The following is a 20369-nucleotide window of genomic DNA, read 5'->3' on the forward strand; positions in this document are numbered from 1 at the left end:
CTTGTTTATTAAAGGTTCCTGCACTATCCCTGCGACGATAGGACGGCATACCCCCTTGGTCAAGACCAATGCTCGTACCTTTGCCGGGCAGAACGGGCATATGTATCAAGCCGTTCACGGGATGTTCTCGATGGCGCGGAAGGCTTGTAGTCAAGGGCTACCGGACGGTAATCATGGCGGTAGGCACTACTGACATCCTGTCTCGCACGCGCCAACGACGAGGAGCAGCATGACCGCCACGGTCTCCTTCACGATCGATTCGCCGCTCGGCCCCCACACCGCGACCGTCGCCTACGAGCGCAAGGGCGCCGGCGAACCGCTCCTCCTGCTCCACGGCATCGGCCATCACCTTCAGGCCTGGCACCCGGTGATCGACATCCTGGCCGCCGAGCACGACGTGATCGCCGTCGACCTGCCCGGCTTCGGCGCCTCGGAGCCCCTGCCCAAGGGCGTCCCGTACTCCCTCGGAACCGTGGCCCCGGCCCTCGGGGCGCTGTGCACCGCCCTCGGCGTCGAGCGCCCGCACGTCGCGGGCAATTCGCTCGGCGGCCTGCTCGCCCTCGAGATGGGCCGGAGCAACCTCGTCCGCTCGATCACCGCCCTGTCCCCCGCCGGTTTCTGGACCGAGGGCGAGCGCCGCTACGCGTTCGCCACGCTCCTCGCCATGCGCGCCGGCGCCAAGGCGCTCCCCCTCCCCGCCGTACGGCGGCTCTCGCGCACCGCCGCCGGCCGCGCCGCGCTCACCGGCACCATCTACGCCCGCCCGTCCCGCCGCCCGGCCGAGGCCGTCGTCGCCGAGACCCTCGCCCTGCGCGAGGCCACCGGCTTCGAGGACACGCTGGCCGCGGGTGGTTCCGTACGGTTCACCGACGACGTGCCCGGCCTGCCGGTCACCATCGCCTGGGGCACCCGCGACCGCCTGCTGCTGCGCCGCCAGGGCGTCCGCGCCAAGCACACCGTCCCCGGCGCCCGGCTGGTACGACTCCCGGGCTGCGGTCACGTCCCGATGAACGACGATCCGGCGCTCGTCTCCCGGGTGGTGCTGGACACGGCCCGCAGCGCACGGCTCGCGGTCGCCTGAACGGCCGAACCGGCCGAACCGGCCGAACCACCCGGACAGATGAACGAATGAGCGGCTGACGGCTGTTCACCCGCGGTTCGCGTGGGAGACGCGGCCGGGCCGGTGTGCGACGGCACGCTGGTCCGACCCGTCCTCGCCGGCCCCAGGAGACGTACCGATGGCATCGATCCCGCACACCCGACGGTCCCTCATCGGCGGATCCCTCGCCCTGTCCTCCGCGCTGATCGCCGCTCCGGCCCTCGCGGTCCCCGCCTTCGCCCGCTCCGGCCGGCCCAATGCGCTCTGGGGCGTCCAGTCCGGCGAGATCACCGCCCACTCGGCCACCGTGTGGACCCGTTCCGACCGCCTGGCACGGATGTACGTCGAGACCTCCCCGAGCGAGGCGTTCCGCTACGCCGTACGCCGCCACCGCGGCCCGCTCCTCGGCCCGTCGAGCGACTTCACCGGGACCACCGTCCTGCGCGACCTGCCGCCCGGCCGGCAGATCCACTACCGGGTCGTCCTGACCGACCCCGACGACCCCCGCCGCAGTTCCTCGCCGGTCCACGGCACCTTCCGCACCACCCCCGTCTCCCGCCGCCACGACGTGCGCTTCCTGTGGTCCGGCGACCTGGCGGGCCAGGGCTGGGGCATCAACCCCGATCTCGGCGGCTACCGCGTCTTCGAGGAGATGCGGCTGCGCAACCCCGACTTCTTCCTCTTCAGCGGGGACACGATCTACGCCGACGGGCCGATCAACGCCACCGCCCCCCTCCGCGACGGCACCGTCTGGCGCAATGTCACCACCGAGGAGAAGGCGAAGGTCGCCGAGACCCTCGCCGAGTTCCGCGGGAACTTCCGCTACAACCTGCTCGATCGCAGCCTGCTCGGCTTCAACGCCCAGGTTCCGGTCCTCGCCCAGTGGGACGACCACGAAGTGCGCAACAACTGGTTCCCCGGCCAGCTGATCGACGACCCCCGCTACACCGTCAAGGAGGCCGACACCCTCGCCGCCCGCGCCCGCCAGGCCTTCGGGGAGTACTTCCCCGTCACCGACCTGCGCGGCGGCCGCGCCGAGGGCCGGATGTACCGCGTGATGCGGTACGGCCCGCTGCTCGACGTCTTCGTGCTCGACATGCGCACCTACCGCAACGCCAATTCCCCCGGCACCCGGACCGAGGACCCCGTCGGCATCCTCGGCGCCGAGCAGCTGGCCTGGCTCAAGCGCGAGCTCTCCCGCTCCCGCGCGACCTGGAAGGTGATCGCCGCCGACATGCCGCTGGGCATCGTCGTCCCCGACGGCGCCGCGAACTTCGAGGCCGTCGCCCAGGGGGACCCGGGCGCTCCGCTGGGCCGCGAGCTCCAGATCGCCGAGCTCCTGCGGCACATCAAGCACCAGCGCATCACGGGCACCGTCTGGGTCACGGCCGACGTGCACTACACCGCCGCGAACCACTACGCGCCCGAGCGGGCGGCCTTCACCGACTTCGCGCCGTTCTGGGAGTTCGTGTCCGGCCCGATCGGCGCCGGCGGCTTCCCGGCCGGGCGGCTCGACGCCACCTTCGGTCCGGAGACCGCCTACGTGCAGTCGGCCCCCTTCGCCAACATGTCGCCCTCGGAGAACCCCCCGTACTACGGCGAGGTCGACATCGACGGCGGGAGCGGGGAGCTCACCGTCCGGTTGCGCCGCCAGGGAGGGGACGTACTCTTCGCCCGGACCCTCCAGCCCGGACGCGTGGGCCAGTAGGGCCAGCAGGGCATGAAAGGCGGCTGACCTGCCCGCAATCCGGAAATGGCCTGGAAAACTGGGTGAAATCGGCCAGATGGACACTTAACCAGTCGGTCACAGATCGTTCGTGATCACGCAACACCCCTGCGCCACAGTGGTGTGCATGACTGACCGTAACCTCGCCCCCGCCCAGCGTCCCCACCGTCACCACTGGCGCCGCGACATCGTCGAACTCGCCGCACTGTTCTGCGCCGTCGCGGTCGCCGACGCCATCGCCAATCTCGTCGTGCACGGCCCGAGGGGCCCGATCATGCTGATCGCCTCGGCCGTCGCACTCCTGGTGACGGCGGCCTTCCACACCTGGTGGGCACGGCGCCACAGCCATGCGCCGCCGCCGCAGAGCACGGCGCCCAGCGATCCGACGGCGTCGGCGCCCACCGCCTCCGGCACGAGCGCGACCGCCAGCAGCACCGCGCTCTGGCGGATGCGCACGACCGTACGGGACGAACCGGGCTCCCTGGCCGCCCTCTGCACCGCCCTCGCCCGTAACAGTGTCGACATCCTGACCCTTCAGACGCACCCGCTCCCCGAGGGCGGCACGGTCGACGAGTTTCTGCTGCGCGCCCCGCAGGAGCTGCCCTCCGCCGACCTCTCCCGGGCCATCTCCCGGGCCGGTGGCCACAGCACCTGGATCGAGCGCGCCGACGCCCACGACCTCGTCGACACCCCGACCCGGGTCCTGGGCCTGGCCACCCGCACCGCCCTGGACGCCGCCGAGCTGCCCCTCGCCCTGCGCCAGCTGCTCGGCCGCTGCACGATCCACTCGATCCCGGCGACCACCCTCTCCGGCCGCCCCAACGCCGGTGCGGACGCCCCGGTCGAGGGCGTCCTGGAGACCACGGTCATGCGGCTGCGCGACCCCTCCGGCGGCGCGATCACCGTGGAGCGGCCCTACCTCCCGTTCACCCCGACCGAGTTCGCCCGGGCCCGTGCCCTCGTCGAACTCGACGCCCGGCTCGGTCCCCGCGTGCCGCGCAGCCAGGACGTGCTGACCCTGCCCGAGGGCAACGAGATCACCGTGCGCCGCGCCGACGGCTCCGACCTGGCGGCGGCCCGCGCCATGCACGACCGCTGCTCGGATCGCACCCTGTCGCTGCGCTACCACGGGCCCGTCGCCGACGCCGACCGCTACCTCGGCCACCTGCTGAGCCCCCGCTTCGGCCGCACGCTCGCCGCGACCACCGCCTCCGGGAAGCTCGTGGCCCTCGGCCACCTGCTGTGGGACGGCGACGAGACCGAGGTCGCACTGCTCATCGAGGACGACTGGCAGCGCCGCGGCATCGGTTCCGAGCTGCTGCGCCGACTCATCTCGATGGCCGTCGAGGCCGGCTGCGACAGCGTGTACGCCGTCACCCAGGCCGCCAACACCGGCATGGTCGCCGCCATGCGCGGCCTCGGCCTCCCCCTCGACTACCAGATCGAGGAGGGCACCCTGGTGATCACGGCGCGGCTGGACGCGACCCCGGTCGGCTCCCGGCTGCCCTACGACCTACCCCGCGAGCTGCCGCACGAACAGCCGGCTCCCCGGCGCCACCGCTGAGCGATCCTGCCCGGAGCCGGGACACTCCGCGGGTACCGGCTCCGGTCAGGATCCATCGGCACCCGGCCGGATCGCGGGGATCCCGGGCCCCCCGCCGAACCCCACGGGCCCCCGCGGGATCCCACCGGCTCCCACGGACGGCGGGATCCGGCCAAACTCCGCGCGCCCACCCCCGCCGACTCCTCCGCCATGGGCATGAAGTCACTTGCGGGCAGGGCCGGTTGACCGATCTCCGCATGCGCCACCGCAGCCGCTCCGGCCCGCGTCAGCGGGCTGACGCCCATGGGTGATGACGGGAACGCATCCCACATACGAAGATGGCCGCATGTCAGAGATCCTCCACAACGGCAGCGCACCCCGGCTGCCCCGCCAGGTGGCCGACGCGTACGTCGACGACCTCATCGCCCTCGACCCGATCACGGGCACCTACCTCGGTGTCGCCGCGAGTTCGAGCAGGCTCCCGGACTTCTCCCCGGCGGGCCGCGCGGCCGTCGCCGAGCTCGCTCGTGAGACCCTCGCGCGCCTCGACGCCGCCGAGTCCGCGCCCGGCGCCGACAGCGACGCCGAACGCCGCTGCGCCCGGCTGCTGCGCGAGCGCCTCACCGCCGAGCTCGCCGTCCACGAGGCCGACGAGGACCTGTGCGCGGTCAGCAACATCCACAGCCCCGCGCACTCCGTCCGCGAGATCTTCTCCCTGACCCCCGCCGACACCGACGAGGACTGGGCGGCGATCGCCGAGCGCCTGCGCGCCGTACCGGCCGCCTTCGACGGCTACCGCGAGAGCCTCGGACTCGGCCTGGAGCGCGGCCTGTACGGCGGCCCCCGCGCCACCACCACCATGATCGGACAGCTCACCACCTGGGCCGGCCAGGACGGCTCGGAGGCGCCCTTCTTCGAGGGCTTCGCCGCCGCCGGTCCGGACTCCCTGCGCGCCGAGCTGGACACCGCGGCCGCCGGCGCGACCGCCGCGGTCATCGGTCTGCGCGACTGGATGACCTCGGTGTACGCCCCCGCCGTCGAGGGCAGGCCGGACACCGTGGGCCGCGAGCGCTACGCCCGCTGGTCCCGCTTCTTCAACGGTACGGACCTGGACCTGGACGAGGCGTACGCCTACGGCTGGTCGGAGTACCACCGCCTGCTCGCCGAGATGAAGTCGGAGGCGGCCAAGATCCTCCCGGGCGCCGGCCCCTGGGAAGTGCTGAAGCACCTCGACGAGCACGGCGCCCACATCGAGGGCGTGGACGAGGTCCAGGCCTGGCTCCAGGGCCTGATGGACGAGGTCATCGAGAACCTCGACGGCACCCACTTCGAACTCGCCGAGCGCGTCCGCAAGGTGGAGTCCCGCATCGCCCCGCCGGGCGGCCCCGCGGCCCCGTACTACACCTCCCCCTCGGAGGACTTCTCCCGCCCGGGCCGCACCTGGCTGCCCACCATGGGCCTGACCCGCTTCCCCGTGTACGACCTGGTGTCCACCTGGTACCACGAGGGCGTGCCGGGCCACCACTTGCAGCTCGCGCAGTGGACGCACGTGGCGGACCAGCTCTCCCGCTACCAGGCCACCGTCGGCATGGTCAGCGCCAACGCCGAGGGCTGGGCGCTGTACGCGGAGCGGCTCATGGACGAGCTCGGCTACCTCAAGGACGCCGAGCAGCGCCTGGGCTACCTGGACTGCCAGATGATGCGCGCGGCGCGGGTCATCGTGGACATCGGCATGCACGTGGGCCTGCAGATCCCGGCGGACTCGCCGTTCCACCCGGGCGAGACCTGGACCGTGGACCTGGCTCAGGAGTTCTTCGGCCTGCACAGCGGCCGCCCGGCCGACTTCGTCGAGAGCGAGCTGACCCGCTACCTGTCGATGCCGGGCCAGGCGATCGGCTACAAGCTGGGCGAGCGCGCCTGGCTGCTGGGCCGGGACAACGCCCGGGCCGCGCACGGCGATTCCTTCGACCTGAAGGCCTGGCACATGGCGGCGCTGTCGCAGGGTTCGCTGGGGCTGGACGACCTGGTGGACGAGCTGTCGAAGCTCTGACGGCCCGCCCGGTCGCCCCCGCGGCGGACGACGGGCCACGGACGACGGGCCACGGACGACGGACGGGCCGCTCCTCCCCCGGGGGACGAGCGGCCCGTCCGCGTGGCGGGCACTTCAGCAGCCGCAGTCGTCCGAGTCCGTCGGCGCGGTCAGCGGGTCGGCCTCGGCACGCTGCTGGTTCCCCTGCCAGGTCTCGACCTCGAAGCCCTCGCGGATCCAGTACTCGATGCCACCGAGCATCTCCTTGACCTGGAAGCCGAGTTCGGCCAGGGCGAGGGCGGAGCGGGTGCCTCCGTTGCAGCCGGGGCCCCAGCAGTACGTCACCACGGGGATGCCCTTGTCCAGGAGCCGCTCCGCCTGCTCGGGAACGAGCGCGGTGGGCAGGTGGACGGCGCCGGGCACGTGGGCCTGGTCCCAGGACGGGGTGGAACGGGAGTCGACGAGCTGGAAGCCCAGCTCGGCGCCCTGCTCGCGGTGGGCCCGGAAGGCTGCGGCGACGTCCGAGACGTCCGCGTGGAAGGCCAGGCTCGCGGCGAAGTACGCGGCTGCCGCGGCCGGAGAGGCGGGCGGCACCCGCAGCACGGGATTGGTGGCGGCGGGGGCGGAGGAGGCGTTCTGCGTCGTCGTCATGGCCAAAAATCTACGATCCGTTGATCACCGCCGGAAGTGGATTTCCCCGGCCTTTTCCTTGTCCGACCGGGGAATCCCCTGCTAGACCTGCCCCATGACCGACTATTCCCCTGACGCCACCGACTGGCGGATCCTCGAAGCCCTCCAGCGGGACGGGCGGGCCAGTTTCACGGAGCTCGCCCGCGCCGTGTCCATGTCCGCGAGCGCCGTCACCGAACGGGTCCGGCGGCTGGAGGAGACCGGGATCATCACCGGCTACACGGCGGTGGTGGATCCGGAGAAGCTCGGCAAGGCGATTCTCGCGCTGGTGCGGCTGCGCTACCCGCACGGCAACTACAAGCCGTTCCACGACTTCCTGGAGTCCACCTCCGAGATCCTGGAGGCCCATCACGTGACCGGCGACGACTGCTTCGTCCTCAAGGTCGCGGCCCGCTCGATGGCGCACCTGGAGGAGGTCACGGGCCGGATCTCCGGCCTGGGACCGGTGACGACCAGCATCGTCTACTCCTCGCCGCTGCCCCGCAGGCCGCTCAGTCCGTGAGCGCCGCCGTGCGGTGGCGGACCACGGAGCCGCCGCGCTGCTTGACGATCTCCAGCTGGGCCTGGACCCGGGTCCGCAGGTCGGCGACGTGGCTGACGATGCCGACGCTGCGGTCCCGCTCGCGCAGCGAGTCCAGGACGTCCAGCACCTCGTCCAGGGACTGGTCGTCGAGGCTGCCGAAGCCCTCGTCGATGAAGAGGGTGTCGAGCCGCATGCCGCCGGCCTCGTCGGTGACCACGTCCGCGAGCCCCAGGGCCAGGGCGAGCGAGGCGAAGAAGGTCTCGCCGCCCGACAGCGTGGCGGTGTCCCGCTCGCTGCCGGTCCACGAGTCGACCACGTGCAGCCCGAGGCCCGAGCGCCCCCGCCCGCTCGACCGGGTGTCGGAGTGCACGAGGGTGTAGCGGCCTCCGGACATGCGCAGCAGCCGTACGGTCGCGGCGGCGGCCACCTGCTCCAGGCGGGCGGCCAGTACGTAGGCCTCCAGGCGCATCTTGCGCTCGTTGTCGGCGGAGGTGCCCGCGGTGAGCCCGGCCAGCCGGGCGACCCGGTCGTAGGCCTCGCGCAGCGGTCCGAGGGCGTGCAGTTCCTGCTCGGCCTGCCGGGAGAGCCGGTCCAGTTCCGCGCAGCGCACCCGGGCCGCGTCGGCGGCCGATCCTGCCGTACGAAGCTTCGCCGCGGCCGAGGCCGCGTACGCCTCGGCCGCATCCGGTGCGGCCGGAGGCAGGGCTGCCGCTTCGGCGGCGCCGGTCTCGCGGCGGCGGTCCGCCAGCAGGGCCTCCTCCGTCTGCCAGGCGTCCAGCCGGTGTTGGAGCGCGGTGCGTTCGTACTCGGGGAGCACCGCGTCGGCGGCGGCCTCGATGGTGTCGAAACCGGCCTTGAAGGCAGCGTCGGCGAGCTGGTCGTCGGCCTCCTTCAGCCGGGCGGCGGTGCTCTCGGCCCGCCGCAGCGAGGTGGCCGCGCCGGAGACCATGCGGACCCGGTCCTCCAGGGTCCGGGCGCGGGCCGCGACGGTGGGCGCGCCGTCCCGCACGAGGGCGAGTTCGGCCTCCAGCCCGGCCTGTTCGCGGTCCAGGGCCTCGCGCCGGGAGGCCCTGGCGGCGGCCCGGGTCTCGGCGCCCTGCCGGTCCGCGCTGCGCGCGGCGTGCTCCCGCTCGGCCCGGGCCAGCTGCTCACGGGCGGCGTGCAGACCGGCGGCCGAGGCGTGGGCGGCGGCATGGCGGGCGCTCAGGTCTGCGGTCAGGGCGAGGAGTTCGGCGGTGGTCGCCTCCCCGGCCGCGGCCGCGGCCTCGGCGCGGGCCTCCTGCGCGGCGGCCAGCCTGCGCTCGACGGCGGCCCTGGCCTGCTCGGCCCGTTCGAAGAGGCCGTGGGCGGCGTCCTCCGCCGCGCGGTCCACGTGTCCGGGGGCCGGGCGGGCCGGAGCGGGGTGCTCGGCGGACCCGCACACGGTGCATGCCTCCCCGACCACCAGGGCCTCGGCGAGCTCGGCGGCGATTCCGCGCAGCCGGGCCTCCTTGAGCTCCAGCCAGCGCTCCCGGGCCGCGGCCGATTCCTCGCGCAGGGTGAGCAGTTCACCCGAGGCGCGCTCGGCCTCGGCATCGAGCTCGTCGCGTCGGCGGGCGGAGTTCAGCTGCATGCGGGCGGGTTCGAGCCGGCCGGCGAGCTGCTCGGCCAGGGTCGCGGCCTGCTGGGCGGCGTCCACCCGTTCCTGCAGCTCGGTCCGGGTCGCCTCCCAGCGCTCCAGCCACTCGGCGGACTCCTGGTGCTGATCCTCGGCGGCCCGGGACTCCCGTTCCAGGTCGGCGCGTTCGCGGCCGATCTCGGCGCTGCGCTGCTCGGCGCGCTGCGCCGCGCCCAGGGCACCGAGTGCCTCGCGCAGCCGCTGCTCGATGTCGGCGAGCTGCTCGGTCCCCGCTTCCTTCAGCGTGGGCGGAAGCTGCGCCCGGGCGGAGGTCTCGGCGTGCGCGGCGGCGAGGTGTGCGGCGGAGGCGGCGCCGCGCAGCTCCAGGGCGGGGGCCACCAGGGCGCCCCGCCGGGCCCGGTCCAGCAGGCCGCGCACCCGGTCCCGCTCGGGTTCGGCCTCGGCGAGCACGGCGGCCCGGCGGAGGGTCTCCGCGTGCCGGCGCTGCAGCCGGTCGAGCTCCCGGGCGTCCTCGGCGGCCCGCCGGGCGGCCGCGTGCCGGCTCTCGACGGCGGCCAGCGCGTACTCGGCGACGTCGAGGCGCTCGCGGGCCGCGCACCGGGCGACGGCCGCCCAGGCCCGGACGGCCTCGGCGAGCCCGGGGTCCCCCGGCTGGTGTCCGGGCATGGGCCAGGCGCGCAGGTCCGCGCTGTCCCCGGCGGCCTGGGCGAGCCGCTGGGCGGTGTGGAGCACCTTCTCGTCGCCGGCCCGGACCTTCGCCTCGGCGGCCCGGCGGCGTTCGCCGAGCAGGGCCTCGACGGCCGCGAAGCGGCGGGTGTCGAAGAGCCGGCCGAGCAGGCGGCCGCGGGCCGCCTCGTCGGCGCGCAGGAACCGTGCGAACTCCCCCTGCGGCAGCAGCACGACCTGGCAGAACTGCTCGCGGCTCATGCCGAGCAGCTGCTCGATCTCCTCGCCGATCTCCTGGTGGGAGCGGCTGAGCGCGTCCCAGCCCTCGCCGGTGTGCTCGCGCAGCCAGCTCTGGGCCTTGTCCTTGGTGGTGCCCGTACCGCGCTTCTTCGGGCGCTCCTGCTCGGGGCGGCGGGTGATCTCCAGGCGGCGGCCGCCCGCGGTGAGTTCGAGGGTGACCTCGGTCGGAACGTGGGCGGCGGCGTGGTCGCTGCGCAGGCTGGTGCCGGGGGCCTGGCGGGGGCCGGGCACGGAGCCGTAGAGCGCGTAGCAGACGGCGTCGAGGACGGAGGTCTTCCCTGCGCCGGTCGGTCCGTGGAGCAGGAAGATCCCTGCGGCGGACAGCGCGTCGAAGTCGATCTCCTGGGGCTCGGCGAACGGCCCGAACGCGGTGACGGCCAGCCGGTGCAGCCTCATCGGTGGGTCTCCCGGTGGCTGTCGTCGGCCCGTACGTCGTCGAAGGCGCCCTGGAGGACGGCCCGTTCGGCCTCGTCCGCGTGACCGCCGCCGCGCACGTGGGCGACGAAGTCCTCGGCGATCTCCTGGTCGGTGCGGCCGCGCAGCCGCTGGGCGTAGGAGGCGCCGGTCTCCTCCCGGCGGCCCTCGGGGTCGAAGGCGAGGGTGAGGGTGTGCGGGAAGCGGGCGGCGAGCCGGGCCATGGGGTCGTCGGGCCGGACCGGGTCGGTGAGGGTCGCCTCGACCCAGGCGTCCTCGTGCTCCTGGTGCGCCGGGTCCTCCAGGAGGTGCTCCAGCCGTCCGCGGAGCCGGGCGAGGGCGCGCGGTACGGGGGTGTCGATGCGCTCGGCGGCGGCGATCTCGCCCTGGGCGCCCAGCTCGATCAGCCACATGGTCTTGCGGTGGTCGGCCTCGGAGAAGGAGTAGGCGAGCGGGGAACCGCTGTAGCGGACCCGTTCGTTGATGGTCTGGCAGCCGTGGAGGTGGCCGAGGGCGGCGTAGTCCACCCCGTCGAAGACGGAGGCGGGCACGGCCTCGACGCCGCCGACGGTGATGTCGCGTTCGCTGTCGCTGGCCTGCCCGCCCGTGACGAAGGCGTGCGCGAGGACGATCGAGCGGGTGCCGGGCGCACGGGCGGCCAGGTCGGCGCGGATCCGGTCCATGGCGGCGCCGAGGACCGCCTCGTGGCTCACCTTCTGCGCGCTGAACTCGTCCTTGACCAGGGCGGGCTCCAGGTACGGCAGGCCGTAGAGCGCCACGTCACCGTGTGCGTCGGCCAGTACGACGGGGTCGGCGCAGCCGGCGGGGTCGGTCCGCAGGTGGATCCCCGCCCGGTCGATCAGCCCGGCGCCGACGCCGAGCCGGCGCGCGGAGTCGTGGTTGCCGGAGATCATCACGGTGGGCACACCGAGATCGGCGAGGCGGTGCAGGGCGCGGTCGTACAGCTCCACGGCGGGCAGTGGGGGCACGGCCCGGTCGTAGACGTCACCGGCGACGAGTACGGCGTCGACCTCGTGCGCGCGGACGGTCTCGATGAGGTGGTCGATGAAGACCGCCTGGGCGCCGAGCAGGTTGACCCGGTGGAAGGCCCGGCCGAGGTGCCAGTCGGAGGTGTGCAGGAACTTCACTCGCCGGCCCCGCCGCACATGCCGTCTCCCCCTGGTCGTCTCCCGCTCGCTGAACCCCTCTACGCTAACCCGTCCCGGGGGTCGCTCAGGGCGCGTACGTCTCCCCGCCGAGGGTGAGAGCGGCGCTGCCGGCCGTGGTGTCGGCGAGCCAGGCCTCGAAGGCGGGCAGGTCGGCCTCGGGGAGGGCGACCTCGATCTCCACGGCGGACCCGTAACGCAGATCCACCACGGTCCGGCCGGTGGAGCGCAGGTCGTTCTGGGTCTTGCCGGCCCGCTGGTGGTCGACGGTGACGGTGGCCAGCCGGTAGCGGCGCCGGGTGACGGTGCCGAGCTCGTCGAGGGCCTCGCCGACGACCCCGCCGTAGGCCCTGATCAGGCCGCCGGCACCGAGTTTCACACCGCCGTAGTAACGGGTGACGACGGCCACCGCGTAGCGGACGTCGCGGCGCATGAGCATCTGCAGCATGGGCACCCCGGCGGTGCCGCCGGGCTCGCCGTCGTCGCTGGCCTTCTGGACGGACGCGTCGGCGCCGACGACGTAGGCGAAGCAGTTGTGGGTGGCGGTGGGGTGCTCCTTGCGGATGCGCGCGACGAAGTCCTGCGCCTCCTGCTCGGTCGCGGCGGGCGCGAGCGAGCACAGGAAGCGCGAGCGGTTGATCTCGGACTCGTGCACGCCCTCACGGGCCACCGTCACGTACTGGTCTGCCTTCACCTCACCACCCTAAGCCGTGGCGACGGGCTACCTTGGCGGTCATGAAACTGCGGGGGCGGAACTACCGGTACGTGGGCCCGCCCGAGCTGAGGGCACTCGCCCACCCGGGCACCGAGGGCCGACCCATCCTCTCGGTCGCGGACGCCCTCGACGCGGTCGGGATCGGCCTGCGCACGGGCGGCTTCACGCACGCGGTGGTCTTCCGGCGGTGCCCTGCCTGCGGGCAGCTGAACATCGTGCGGGACGGGGACTTCGTCTGTGTCTTCTGCGACGGGGCGCTGCCACCCGATTGGAACGTGGACCCGTCGCCCGCGTAGCCGGCGGGGAATCGCACCCGGGTGTTTTCGGTTGATCCGGCTGAGCGCCGGTCCGACGCAGTGAGAAGCAGTGCACGGGGCCGGCGGGGACGAGAACATCAGGAGGCGGCACACGTGTACGGCGACCCGGCAACCATCCGCAAGATCCTCACCGAGCTCGGCGACACCTGGGCCGTGGTGGGCCTCTCGAACAACCAGGACCGCGCGGCCTACGGGGTGGCGCGCGTGCTCCAGCGGTTCGGCAAGCGGGTGATCCCCGTGCACCCCAAGGCCGAGACCGTCCACGGTGAGCCCGGGTACGCCTCCCTGGCGGACATCCCGTTCAAGGTGGACGTGGTGGACGTCTTCGTGAACAGCGAGCTGGCCGGGCCGGTGGCGGACCAGGCTGTCGCCGTCGGCGCCGAGGCCGTCTGGTTCCAGCTCGGCGTGATCGACGAGGCCGCGTACGCCCGCACCCGCGAGGCCGGGCTGACGATGGTCATGGACCGCTGCCCCGCGATCGAGATCCCGGCGCTCTAGGACGTCGGCGCGCCGGCGCCCGTGCCCCCGTGTGCATGCGCGGGCACCGGCGCCGAGACCGGGGGAACCGACACCGCGAGGGTCATCTCCATCGGTACGGAGCCGTCGTTGCGGTAGGAATGCGCGAGGTTGGCCTCGAAGGTGGCCGCGGCTCCGGCCGGGACGCGGAACTCCTCCTCGCCGACCACCAGGGTCAGCTCCCCGACCGTGACGTGCAGCATCTCGATGGTGCCGGACGGGTGCGGGACGGAGTCCGTCCCCTCGCCCGGCACCAGGTGCCAGGTCCACAGCTCCATCGGCCCCCGCTCGTCGGTGCCGATGAGCATCGTCGTCGAGCTGCCCGCCTCACTGGACCAGATCCGGACGACCTGGTCCGGGGGGACGACCCGGACCTGCGGGCCCCGGTCGTGGTCGAGGAGCGCGGAGATGCTGACGCCGAGCGCGTCGGCCAGCCGGACCGTGGTGCCGACGCTCGGGTTCGTACGGGCCTGCTCGATCTGGATGATCATCCCGCGGCTCACTCCCGCGCGAGCCGCCAGCGAGTCCAGGGTGAAGCCGCGCTCCCCGCGCCACCGCTTGAGGTTCCGGGCGAGCGCCTGGGTGAGCTGTTCGAGATCCGACACCATTCCGTCCAATATTTTGGATGACAGAGTCCAACAGAGTGCACTAACGTGTTCTGTATTCGATGCTGCACTCCACCGTTCACTGCACTGTACTGCGAGGCCCCCATGACCGCGCTCTTCGCCCTGGCCACAGCCGTGCTGTGGGGGCTCGCCGACTTCGGCGGCGGGCTGCTGACCCGCCGGATCCCGGCGCTCACCGTGGTCGTCGTCTCGCAGATCGTCGCCGTCGTCGTGCTCGGCGCGGTGGTCCTGGGCACCGGCGCCTGGCGGGAGGCCGGGCCGCAGCTGTGGTTCGCGGTCGGCGCGGGCCTGGTCGGGCCGGTCGCCATGCTCAGCTTCTACAAGGCCCTGGCCCTCGGCCCGATGGGCGTGGTCTCCCCGCTGGGCTCCCTCGGCGTGGTCGTGCCCGTCACTGCCGGGCTGATGCTGGGCGAACGGCCCGGCCTCGGCCAGTTCGCGGGGATCGCGGTGGCCGTCGTCGGCATCGTCCTCGCCGGTGGCCCCGAGCTGCGCGGCGCACCCGTACAGCGGCAGGCCGTCGTCCTCACCCTGGTCGCAGCCTTCGGCTTCGGCGCGGTGATGGCCCTGATCTCAGAGGCGTCCACCACCGTGACCGGGCTGTTCCTCGCGCTTTTCGTGCAGCGGGTCACCAATGTCACCGTCGGCGGCGCCGCCCTGTGGGCTCAGACCAGGCGCGGCATACCGGCCCTCCCTGCGGGCACGGGCCCGCGGGTCCTCCGGGGGCTGTTGCCCGCCCTGGCTTTCGTCGGCCTCGCAGACGTCGCGGCCAACGGCACCTACTCCATAGCCGCCCAGAACGGCCCGGTCACCATGGCCGCCGTCCTGTCCTCGCTCTACCCGGTGATCACCGCGCTCGCCGCCTTCGCCGTCCTCAAGGAACGACTGCGCACGGTCCAGGCGGCAGGCGCGGGCCTGGCCCTCGCCGGAACCGTGCTCCTCGCCGCCGGCTGACCCGCCGGACACTTCCTAGGCGTGCTCGGCCTCCGCCAGCTCCGCCAGGCCACGCAGTTGCTCGGGCGTCATTCCGTGCGGGATCGGTACGGGCGCGGGCGTGCGCAGCGGCGGCTGCCAGCCCGTCTCCGGCTCCCAGCGCCGCACGATGCGCGCCGGCGCCCCCGCCACCACCGCATGGTCCGGCACCTCGCCCCGTACGACGGCCCCCGCCGCCACCACGACGTTGCGGCCGAGCCGCGCCCCCGGCAGGATCACCGCGCCGGTGCCGAGCCAGCACCCCGGGCCGATCTTCACCGGCTCGCTGCGCGGCCACTGCCGGCCTACGGGCTGGTGCGGGTCGTCGTAACTGTGGTTGGTGGACGTGATGTAGACCCCGGGACCGCAGAAGGTGTTCGAGTCGATGGTGATGCGGGCGTCGGCGATGACATGACTCCCGCGGCCGATGACCACCCCGTCGCCGAGCACCAGCATCGGCTCGGAGCCCAGGTCGAGGTCCGGCATCATGCCGGCGGTGAGGGTGACCTGCTCGCCGATGATGCAGTGCGCACCCAGGCGGATCCACCGCTCACCGAAGACCGTGCCCTGCGGGAAGGCGAGCCGGGTGCCGTCCCCGATCGCACCGAACCTGAGCCGCCCCGGGGTCTGCGCGGTGACCGCGCCGGCCTGCTGCATCCAGCGCCAGCCGGTGTGGACCACGCGGCTCGCCAGCCGGCGGCGCGCGGCCGTCAGAGATGAGAACGTGTTCTGTTTCTTCGGCACCCGGCCACGGTAGTGCGCCGGGCCCCGGTCACCCCGGCCACACTCCTGTGATCTTCACCCCATCGCCGGTGCGGCGGGGCGCGTGGCCTACGGTGCCGTTAGCGCGGCAACCGGACGACGGACGCAGAGGAAGAGAACATGACGCACCAGGCGGCCCAGGCACTCGTGGCGGGTGTCGGCGGCAAGAACCCGGACATCGACCCGACGGCCTTCACGGCCCCGACCTCGGTCGTGGTCGGCGACGTCACCCTCGCCGCCGGCGCCAGCATCTGGTACTCGGCGGTGCTGCGCGCCGACTGCGGCCCGATCACGCTCGGCGCCGACAGCAATGTGCAGGACAACTGCACGGTCCACGTGGACCCCGGCTTTCCCGTCTCGATCGGCGCGCGCGTCTCCATCGGCCACAACGCCGTGGTGCACGGCTGCACGGTCGAGGACGACTGCCTGATCGGGATGGGTGCGACCGTACTGAACGGTGCCGTGATCGGCGCCGGTTCCCTCGTGGCGGCGCAGGCGCTGGTCCCGCAGGGCATGGTCGTCCCGCCCGGCTCACTGGTCGCGGGCGTGCCCGCCAAGGTGCGCCGCGAGCTGACCGACGAGGAGCGCGAGGGCATCAAGGTCAACGCCCTGATGTACGTGGAACTGTCCAAGCAGCACCGCGCCTCGGTGACCCCGAACGCCTAGGTCGTCGCGGCTCCGAGGATCCTGCGGACGGCTCCGTGGTCCGGCCTGCGCGTGCCCGGCAGCGCGTGGTCGGCGGACTGCCGCCGGCCGGCCGTGGACCGCTCCCTCTGCGTCACTTCCCGCAGGGTCTGCTCGGTGAGGGCGGCGCCGCGCTCCAGGAGCCGCTCCACCGTGGCGGGGAAGCCGAAGCGCGCGGCCCAGTCGAGCGAGGTGCGGTCCCGCATCGTCTCCTCGATGTCGGCGCCCCGGTCCAGCAGCAGGTCCACGGTCTCCGGGCTCCCGCTCCCGCAGGAGGTGGCAGCCAGGACCAGCGGCACGTGGCGCAGCCGTCCGGCGGGGCCGCCCGGCTCGGCGCCGGCGTCGAGGAGGGCCCGGGCGAGACGGCGCGCGTTCGCCAGCGGGTGGTACTGCTCCGACCGTCCCTCGTCCGACCAGTCCCCGTCCGGGCGGTCCGCCGTCATTCGCCGACCGGTGTCCGGTCCGCCGTCATTCGCCGACCGGTGTCCGGTCCGCCGTCATTCGCCGACCGGTGTCCGGGTCGCCGGCTGGGCCGGGATCTCCGCCCCGGCCGGCGCGGGCACGGAGACCGCCTGCGCCGCCTTCTTCATCCGGCTGCGCACCACCAGCGTCACCGCGAGTCCGAACAGCACTGCGAGCCCCAGGGCCAGCCAGGAGAACCGCTTCAGCCACGGCTCGGCGACGATCCCGACCGAGTAGATGACGGCCGTGGTGCCGCCCGCCCAGAGGATGCCGCCGAGGACGTTGGCGACCAGGAAGCGCCAGTACGGCATGTGCAGCACGCCCGCCAGCGGCCCGGCGAAGATCCGCAGCAGCGCCACGAACCGCCCGAAGAAGACGGCCCACATGCCCCACTTCTCGAAGGAGCGTTCCGCCAGCGCGACCTGCTGGGGTCCGAAGTGCTTGGGGAAGCGCCGGCCCAGCCGGTCCAGCAGGGGCTTGCCGCCCCGGCGGCCGATCGCGTAGCCGATCGAGTCGCCCACGATCGCTCCGGTGATCGCGCAGAGGCCGAGTACCACGGGGTCGATCTCCCCGTGCTGCGAGGCCAGCAGCGCCGAGCTGACCAGGATGATCTCGCCCGGCAGCGGGATGCCCAGGCTCTCCAGCCCGATGACCAGACCCACCAGGAGATAGATGCTGACCGCCGGAATCGTCTCCAGCCATTCCTGGATGTGCACCGGTACGTCCTCCCGTGTCGTCGCCGGCGCGCCCCCTGTGACACGCCGAACGGGCAGCCTATCGGCTCGTCACGACCGCCTTGGACCTCAGTGGCAGTTCCCGCGACGAACGGCCCACGAACACCTCGCGGCGGCCGGAACCCAGCACCCAGGCGTGCTGCTCCGGGTCCCACGACGACAGGGTCCGTGCGCCGATGTCGACGGTGACCCGCTGTGCCTCGCCGGGCGCCAGGACGAGCCGCCGGTAGCCGGCCAGTGCGCGCACCGGCTGGTCGAGCTCCAGCTCCGGGGAGGGTCCCACGTACACCTGGGCGACCTCGGTGCCCTTGCGGCGGCCGGTGTTGCGGACGGTGAATTCCACCCGCAGCCCTGACCGCTCGGGCCGGACGGTGAGGTTCTCGTAGTGCCAGGTGGTGTACGAGAGTCCGTGCCCGAAGGGGAACAGCGGGGTCACCCGCCGGGCGTCGTACCAGCGGTGGCCGACGTGGACGCCCTCGGAGTACTCCTGCCGGCCGCTCACCCCCGGGTAGCGCAGCGCGTCGCCGCCGACCGGGGTGGCCCGCTCGTCGGCCGGAAAGGTCTGGGTGAGGCGGCCGCCGGGGTCCACGTCCCCGAAGAGGAGGTCGGCGGTGGCTCCCCCGCCCTCCTGGCCCGGGTAGTACATCTGGAGGACCGCCCCGGTACGCGACAGCCACGGCATGGTCGTGCTGGACGAGGTGTTGAGGACGACGGTCGTACGCGGGTTGGCGGCGGCCACCGCTTCGATCAGCCGCTCCTGCCCGCCCGGCAGCGCCAGGGAGGTCCGGTCCCTGCCCTCGGTGGCGTCCTCGTAGGCGAACAGGACCACGCTGCGGGCGGACTTCGCGGTCCGCACGGCCTCGGCGAGGTCCGCGGCGCGGATCGCCCCGGTGGTGTGCCGGAGTCGGAAGCGCTGGCCCTTGTCCCCGCCCTCGGCGGTCACGGCGAGCCGGTGGGCGCCCGCCTTCAGGGTGAGGGTGCGGCGGCGGACGCTCATCCCGTCGGGTGCGGAGCCGAGCAGCCCGCCGGCGAAGTGCTCGGCCACACCCTGCCGGACGGGGAACAGCTCCTCCCCGTCGAGGCGCACGACGGGCCGCTTCCCGGTGTAGTGGACGAGCAGGGTCCACTCGTCGTCGGCCGTGAGACGGAACTCCCCCTCGTGGCTCCATACCTGCCCGGGGGCCACGGCCCGCTCCTCCAGGGCGGCGGCCGGGTTCAGCAGCTGCGCCGGGAGCGGGCGCCCGTACAGGTCCTCGCCGAGGGCGTAGCGCACGGACGCGCCGTTCCCGGCGCGCTGCCGGATGGCGGTGAGCGGGGCGGGTGCCCTTTCGGGGACCACCTGCGCGCTGCCACCGCCGCCGACGAAGGGCACCTGGCCGGTCGGCCCGATCACCGCGATCGAGCGGGCGGCGGCGCCGGTCAGGGGCAGGGTGCCGTGTTCGTTGCGCAGCAGTACGGCCCCGGCGGTGGCCACCTTGCGGGCGGTCCGTGCGCCTGCGGCTGCGTCGCGCGGGGGCCGGGCGGCGGGGCGGGCCGCGAGCAGCCCGAAGCGGTCCATGGTGGCCAGGATCCGGTGGACGGCGAGGTCGACGGCGCCCTCCGCCACGGAGCCGCCGCGCACGGCCTCGCGCAGCGGTCCGCCGAAGTGGGTGCCGCCCGGCATCTCCATGTCGAGGCCGGCGCCGATGGCGGCGACGGTGCTGTGGGTGGCGTCCCAATCGGACATCACCCAGCCGTCGAACCCCCAGCTGCCGCGCAGCAGTTCGTCGAGCAGCGGCTTGCTCTCGCAGGCGTGGACCCCGTTGACCTTGTTGTACGCGCCCATGACGGCACCCGCGCCGGCCGCCACGGCGGCCTCGAAGCCCCGTAGCTCGGTCTCGTGGAGGGTCTGCTCGGCGGCGATGACGTCGACGGTGTCGCGGCCGTGTTCCTGGTTGTTGAGGGCGAAGTGCTTGACGGTGGCGATGAGGCCCTCGTCCTGGATGCCGCGGATCAGTTCGCCCACGAGGTCTGCGGTCAGGCCCGGGTCCTCGGCGAAGGTCTCGAAGTTCCGGCCCGCGTAGGGGGTGCGGATCAGGTTCACCATGGGGGCCAGCAGGACGTCCTGGCCGAGTGCCCGGCCCTCGCGGCCGATGACCCGGCCGTACTCGCGGGCCAGCGCCGGGTCGAAGGCGGAGGCGAGCAGCACCGGCGCGGGCAGCGCCGTGGCCGGTACGGCGACCCGTACCCCGGCGGGTCCGTCGGCGAGGCGCAGCGCCGGGACGCCCAGGCGCGGTACGCCGGGCACGTAGCCGGCCTGGCCGAGCGGGGCGGGGTCCCGGGCTCCGTGCAGCAGGGCGGTCTTCTCGTCGAGGGTGAGGCGCTCCACGAGGGCGTCGACGCGGGCCGCGCCCTTGGCCTCGACGGGTGGTGCGGCGGCCGGCGCCCCGGGGGCCGCGGCGCCCGGCGGTACCTCGGGGGCGCAGGCGGCAGCGCCGAGGGAGGTGCCCGCCGCGCCCGCCGCCGCGAGGAGCCGCATCGCGGAACGTCTGGACACGGCCTCGCTCATGGGCGCTCCCTGCGGCGTGGGTCGGCGGGAGCGGCCCGCGCCGGACCGCTCCCGCGCCCACTGTGCGCCGCGCGCCCGCCGGGTCCGCCGAGACGCGCCACCGCGACGCCCAGGTTCAGTCCTCCGGCAGCGGCGCGGTGTCGGCGCCGCTGCCGGGTCTCGTCCTGTCGCTGCACGCGCGCCTCGGTGCGGTGCCCGCGCGCGATGCAGTCCCGTACGACGGCTTCCACCGCGCCCTGAGAACTTCCGTGGCGCCTTCGCC

18 protein-coding genes and 1 pseudogene are annotated in these 20369 nt (G+C 73.7%); 9 read left to right on the plus strand and 10 right to left on the minus strand.

Features of this window, described 5'->3' with window-relative positions:
* Nucleotides 1-229 precede the first annotated feature (229 nt).
* The 4 genes from IE257_RS33370 (at nt 230) to IE257_RS33385 (ending at nt 6418) form a co-directional block, all read left to right on the plus strand.
* A complete protein-coding gene (locus IE257_RS33370) occupies nt 230-1081 on the plus strand; it encodes an alpha/beta fold hydrolase (RefSeq protein ID WP_189973577.1) in 852 nt (283 codons plus the stop codon).
* A 157-nt stretch (nt 1082-1238) separates the two neighbouring features.
* Nucleotides 1239-2807, plus strand: a complete 1569-nt coding sequence (locus IE257_RS33375) for an alkaline phosphatase D family protein (RefSeq protein ID WP_189973578.1) — start codon at nt 1239-1241, stop codon at nt 2805-2807.
* A gap of 145 nt (nt 2808-2952) precedes the next feature.
* Nucleotides 2953-4389: a GNAT family N-acetyltransferase gene (locus tag IE257_RS33380; RefSeq protein WP_189973579.1), complete on the plus strand. Its 1437-nt coding sequence runs from the start codon at nt 2953-2955 to the stop codon at nt 4387-4389.
* Nucleotides 4390-4714: 325 nt separating this feature from the next.
* Nucleotides 4715-6418: a DUF885 domain-containing protein gene (locus IE257_RS33385; protein WP_189973580.1), complete on the plus strand. Its 1704-nt coding sequence runs from the start codon at nt 4715-4717 to the stop codon at nt 6416-6418.
* 114 nt (nt 6419-6532) lie between these two features.
* Here the strand turns inward: IE257_RS33385 and IE257_RS33390 are convergent, their stop codons facing one another.
* Entirely contained in the window at nt 6533-7048 is a 516-nt protein-coding gene (locus IE257_RS33390; RefSeq protein WP_189973581.1) for a rhodanese-like domain-containing protein, read from the minus strand.
* Nucleotides 7049-7142: 94 nt separating this feature from the next.
* On the opposite strand from IE257_RS33390, the gene IE257_RS33395 reads away from it, so the two are divergent.
* Nucleotides 7143-7589, plus strand: a complete 447-nt coding sequence (locus tag IE257_RS33395; protein ID WP_189973582.1) for an Lrp/AsnC family transcriptional regulator — start codon at nt 7143-7145, stop codon at nt 7587-7589.
* On the opposite strand, the gene IE257_RS33400 is transcribed toward IE257_RS33395, so the two are convergent.
* The 3 genes from IE257_RS33400 to IE257_RS33410 form a co-directional block, all read right to left on the minus strand.
* Nucleotides 7579-10590: an AAA family ATPase gene (locus tag IE257_RS33400; RefSeq protein ID WP_189973583.1), complete on the minus strand. Its 3012-nt coding sequence runs from the start codon at nt 10588-10590 to the stop codon at nt 7579-7581. The genes IE257_RS33395 and IE257_RS33400 overlap by 11 nt on opposite strands.
* Complete coding sequence (locus tag IE257_RS33405) at nt 10587-11756, minus strand: exonuclease SbcCD subunit D (protein ID WP_189973584.1); 1170 nt, start codon at nt 11754-11756, stop codon at nt 10587-10589. Before IE257_RS33405 ends, IE257_RS33400 begins: the two co-directional genes overlap by 4 nt.
* 85 nt (nt 11757-11841) lie before the next feature.
* Nucleotides 11842-12468: a YigZ family protein gene (locus IE257_RS33410; RefSeq protein WP_189973585.1), complete on the minus strand. Its 627-nt coding sequence runs from the start codon at nt 12466-12468 to the stop codon at nt 11842-11844.
* Nucleotides 12469-12509: 41 nt separating this feature from the next.
* On the opposite strand from IE257_RS33410, the gene IE257_RS33415 reads away from it, so the two are divergent.
* Both IE257_RS33415 and IE257_RS33420 read left to right on the plus strand, forming a co-directional pair.
* Nucleotides 12510-12785, plus strand: a complete 276-nt coding sequence (locus tag IE257_RS33415; protein ID WP_189973586.1) for a hypothetical protein — start codon at nt 12510-12512, stop codon at nt 12783-12785.
* A 114-nt stretch (nt 12786-12899) separates the two neighbouring features.
* On the plus strand, nt 12900-13304 hold the full coding sequence (locus IE257_RS33420; protein WP_189973587.1) for a CoA-binding protein: 405 nt from the start codon (nt 12900-12902) through the stop codon (nt 13302-13304).
* Here the strand turns inward: IE257_RS33420 and IE257_RS33425 are convergent.
* Nucleotides 13301-13927, minus strand: coding sequence for a helix-turn-helix domain-containing protein (locus tag IE257_RS33425; RefSeq protein ID WP_189973642.1), 627 nt, complete (start codon nt 13925-13927; stop codon nt 13301-13303). The two genes, IE257_RS33420 and IE257_RS33425, sit on opposite strands and share 4 nt — an antisense overlap.
* Before the next feature lie 105 nt (nt 13928-14032).
* Here IE257_RS33425 and IE257_RS33430 point away from each other — a divergent pair, with 105 nt between their 5' ends.
* Nucleotides 14033-14899 (plus strand): DMT family transporter, encoded by an 867-nt coding sequence (locus tag IE257_RS33430; RefSeq protein ID WP_189973588.1) that lies wholly within the window; start codon nt 14033-14035, stop codon nt 14897-14899.
* Nucleotides 14900-14914: 15 nt separating this feature from the next.
* On the opposite strand, the gene IE257_RS33435 is transcribed toward IE257_RS33430, so the two are convergent.
* Nucleotides 14915-15661: an acyltransferase gene (locus IE257_RS33435; protein WP_189973589.1), complete on the minus strand. Its 747-nt coding sequence runs from the start codon at nt 15659-15661 to the stop codon at nt 14915-14917.
* Between the two features lie 138 nt (nt 15662-15799).
* Between IE257_RS33435 and IE257_RS33440 the strand changes: the two genes are divergently transcribed.
* Nucleotides 15800-16345: a gamma carbonic anhydrase family protein gene (locus IE257_RS33440; protein WP_189973590.1), complete on the plus strand. Its 546-nt coding sequence runs from the start codon at nt 15800-15802 to the stop codon at nt 16343-16345.
* Here the strand turns inward: IE257_RS33440 and IE257_RS33445 are convergent.
* From IE257_RS33445 to IE257_RS38705, 4 genes and pseudogenes are all read right to left on the minus strand, one after another.
* Nucleotides 16342-16806: an ankyrin repeat domain-containing protein gene (locus IE257_RS33445; RefSeq protein ID WP_189973591.1), complete on the minus strand. Its 465-nt coding sequence runs from the start codon at nt 16804-16806 to the stop codon at nt 16342-16344. The genes IE257_RS33440 and IE257_RS33445 overlap by 4 nt on opposite strands.
* A gap of 54 nt (nt 16807-16860) precedes the next feature.
* A complete protein-coding gene (locus IE257_RS33450) occupies nt 16861-17541 on the minus strand; it encodes a DedA family protein (protein WP_229920806.1) in 681 nt (226 codons plus the stop codon).
* 58 nt (nt 17542-17599) lie between these two features.
* On the minus strand, nt 17600-20107 hold the full coding sequence (locus IE257_RS33455; protein WP_189973592.1) for a glycoside hydrolase family 3 protein: 2508 nt from the start codon (nt 20105-20107) through the stop codon (nt 17600-17602).
* 158 nt (nt 20108-20265) lie between these two features.
* Nucleotides 20266-20355 (minus strand): annotated as a pseudogene (locus IE257_RS38705) (DUF2191 domain-containing protein); the annotation flags it as partial.
* Nucleotides 20356-20369: the final 14 nt, after the last annotated feature.

The sequence above is a fragment of the Streptomyces avidinii genome (genome assembly GCF_014650695.1).
In the GTDB taxonomy this organism is placed as follows: domain Bacteria; phylum Actinomycetota; class Actinomycetes; order Streptomycetales; family Streptomycetaceae; genus Streptomyces; species Streptomyces avidinii.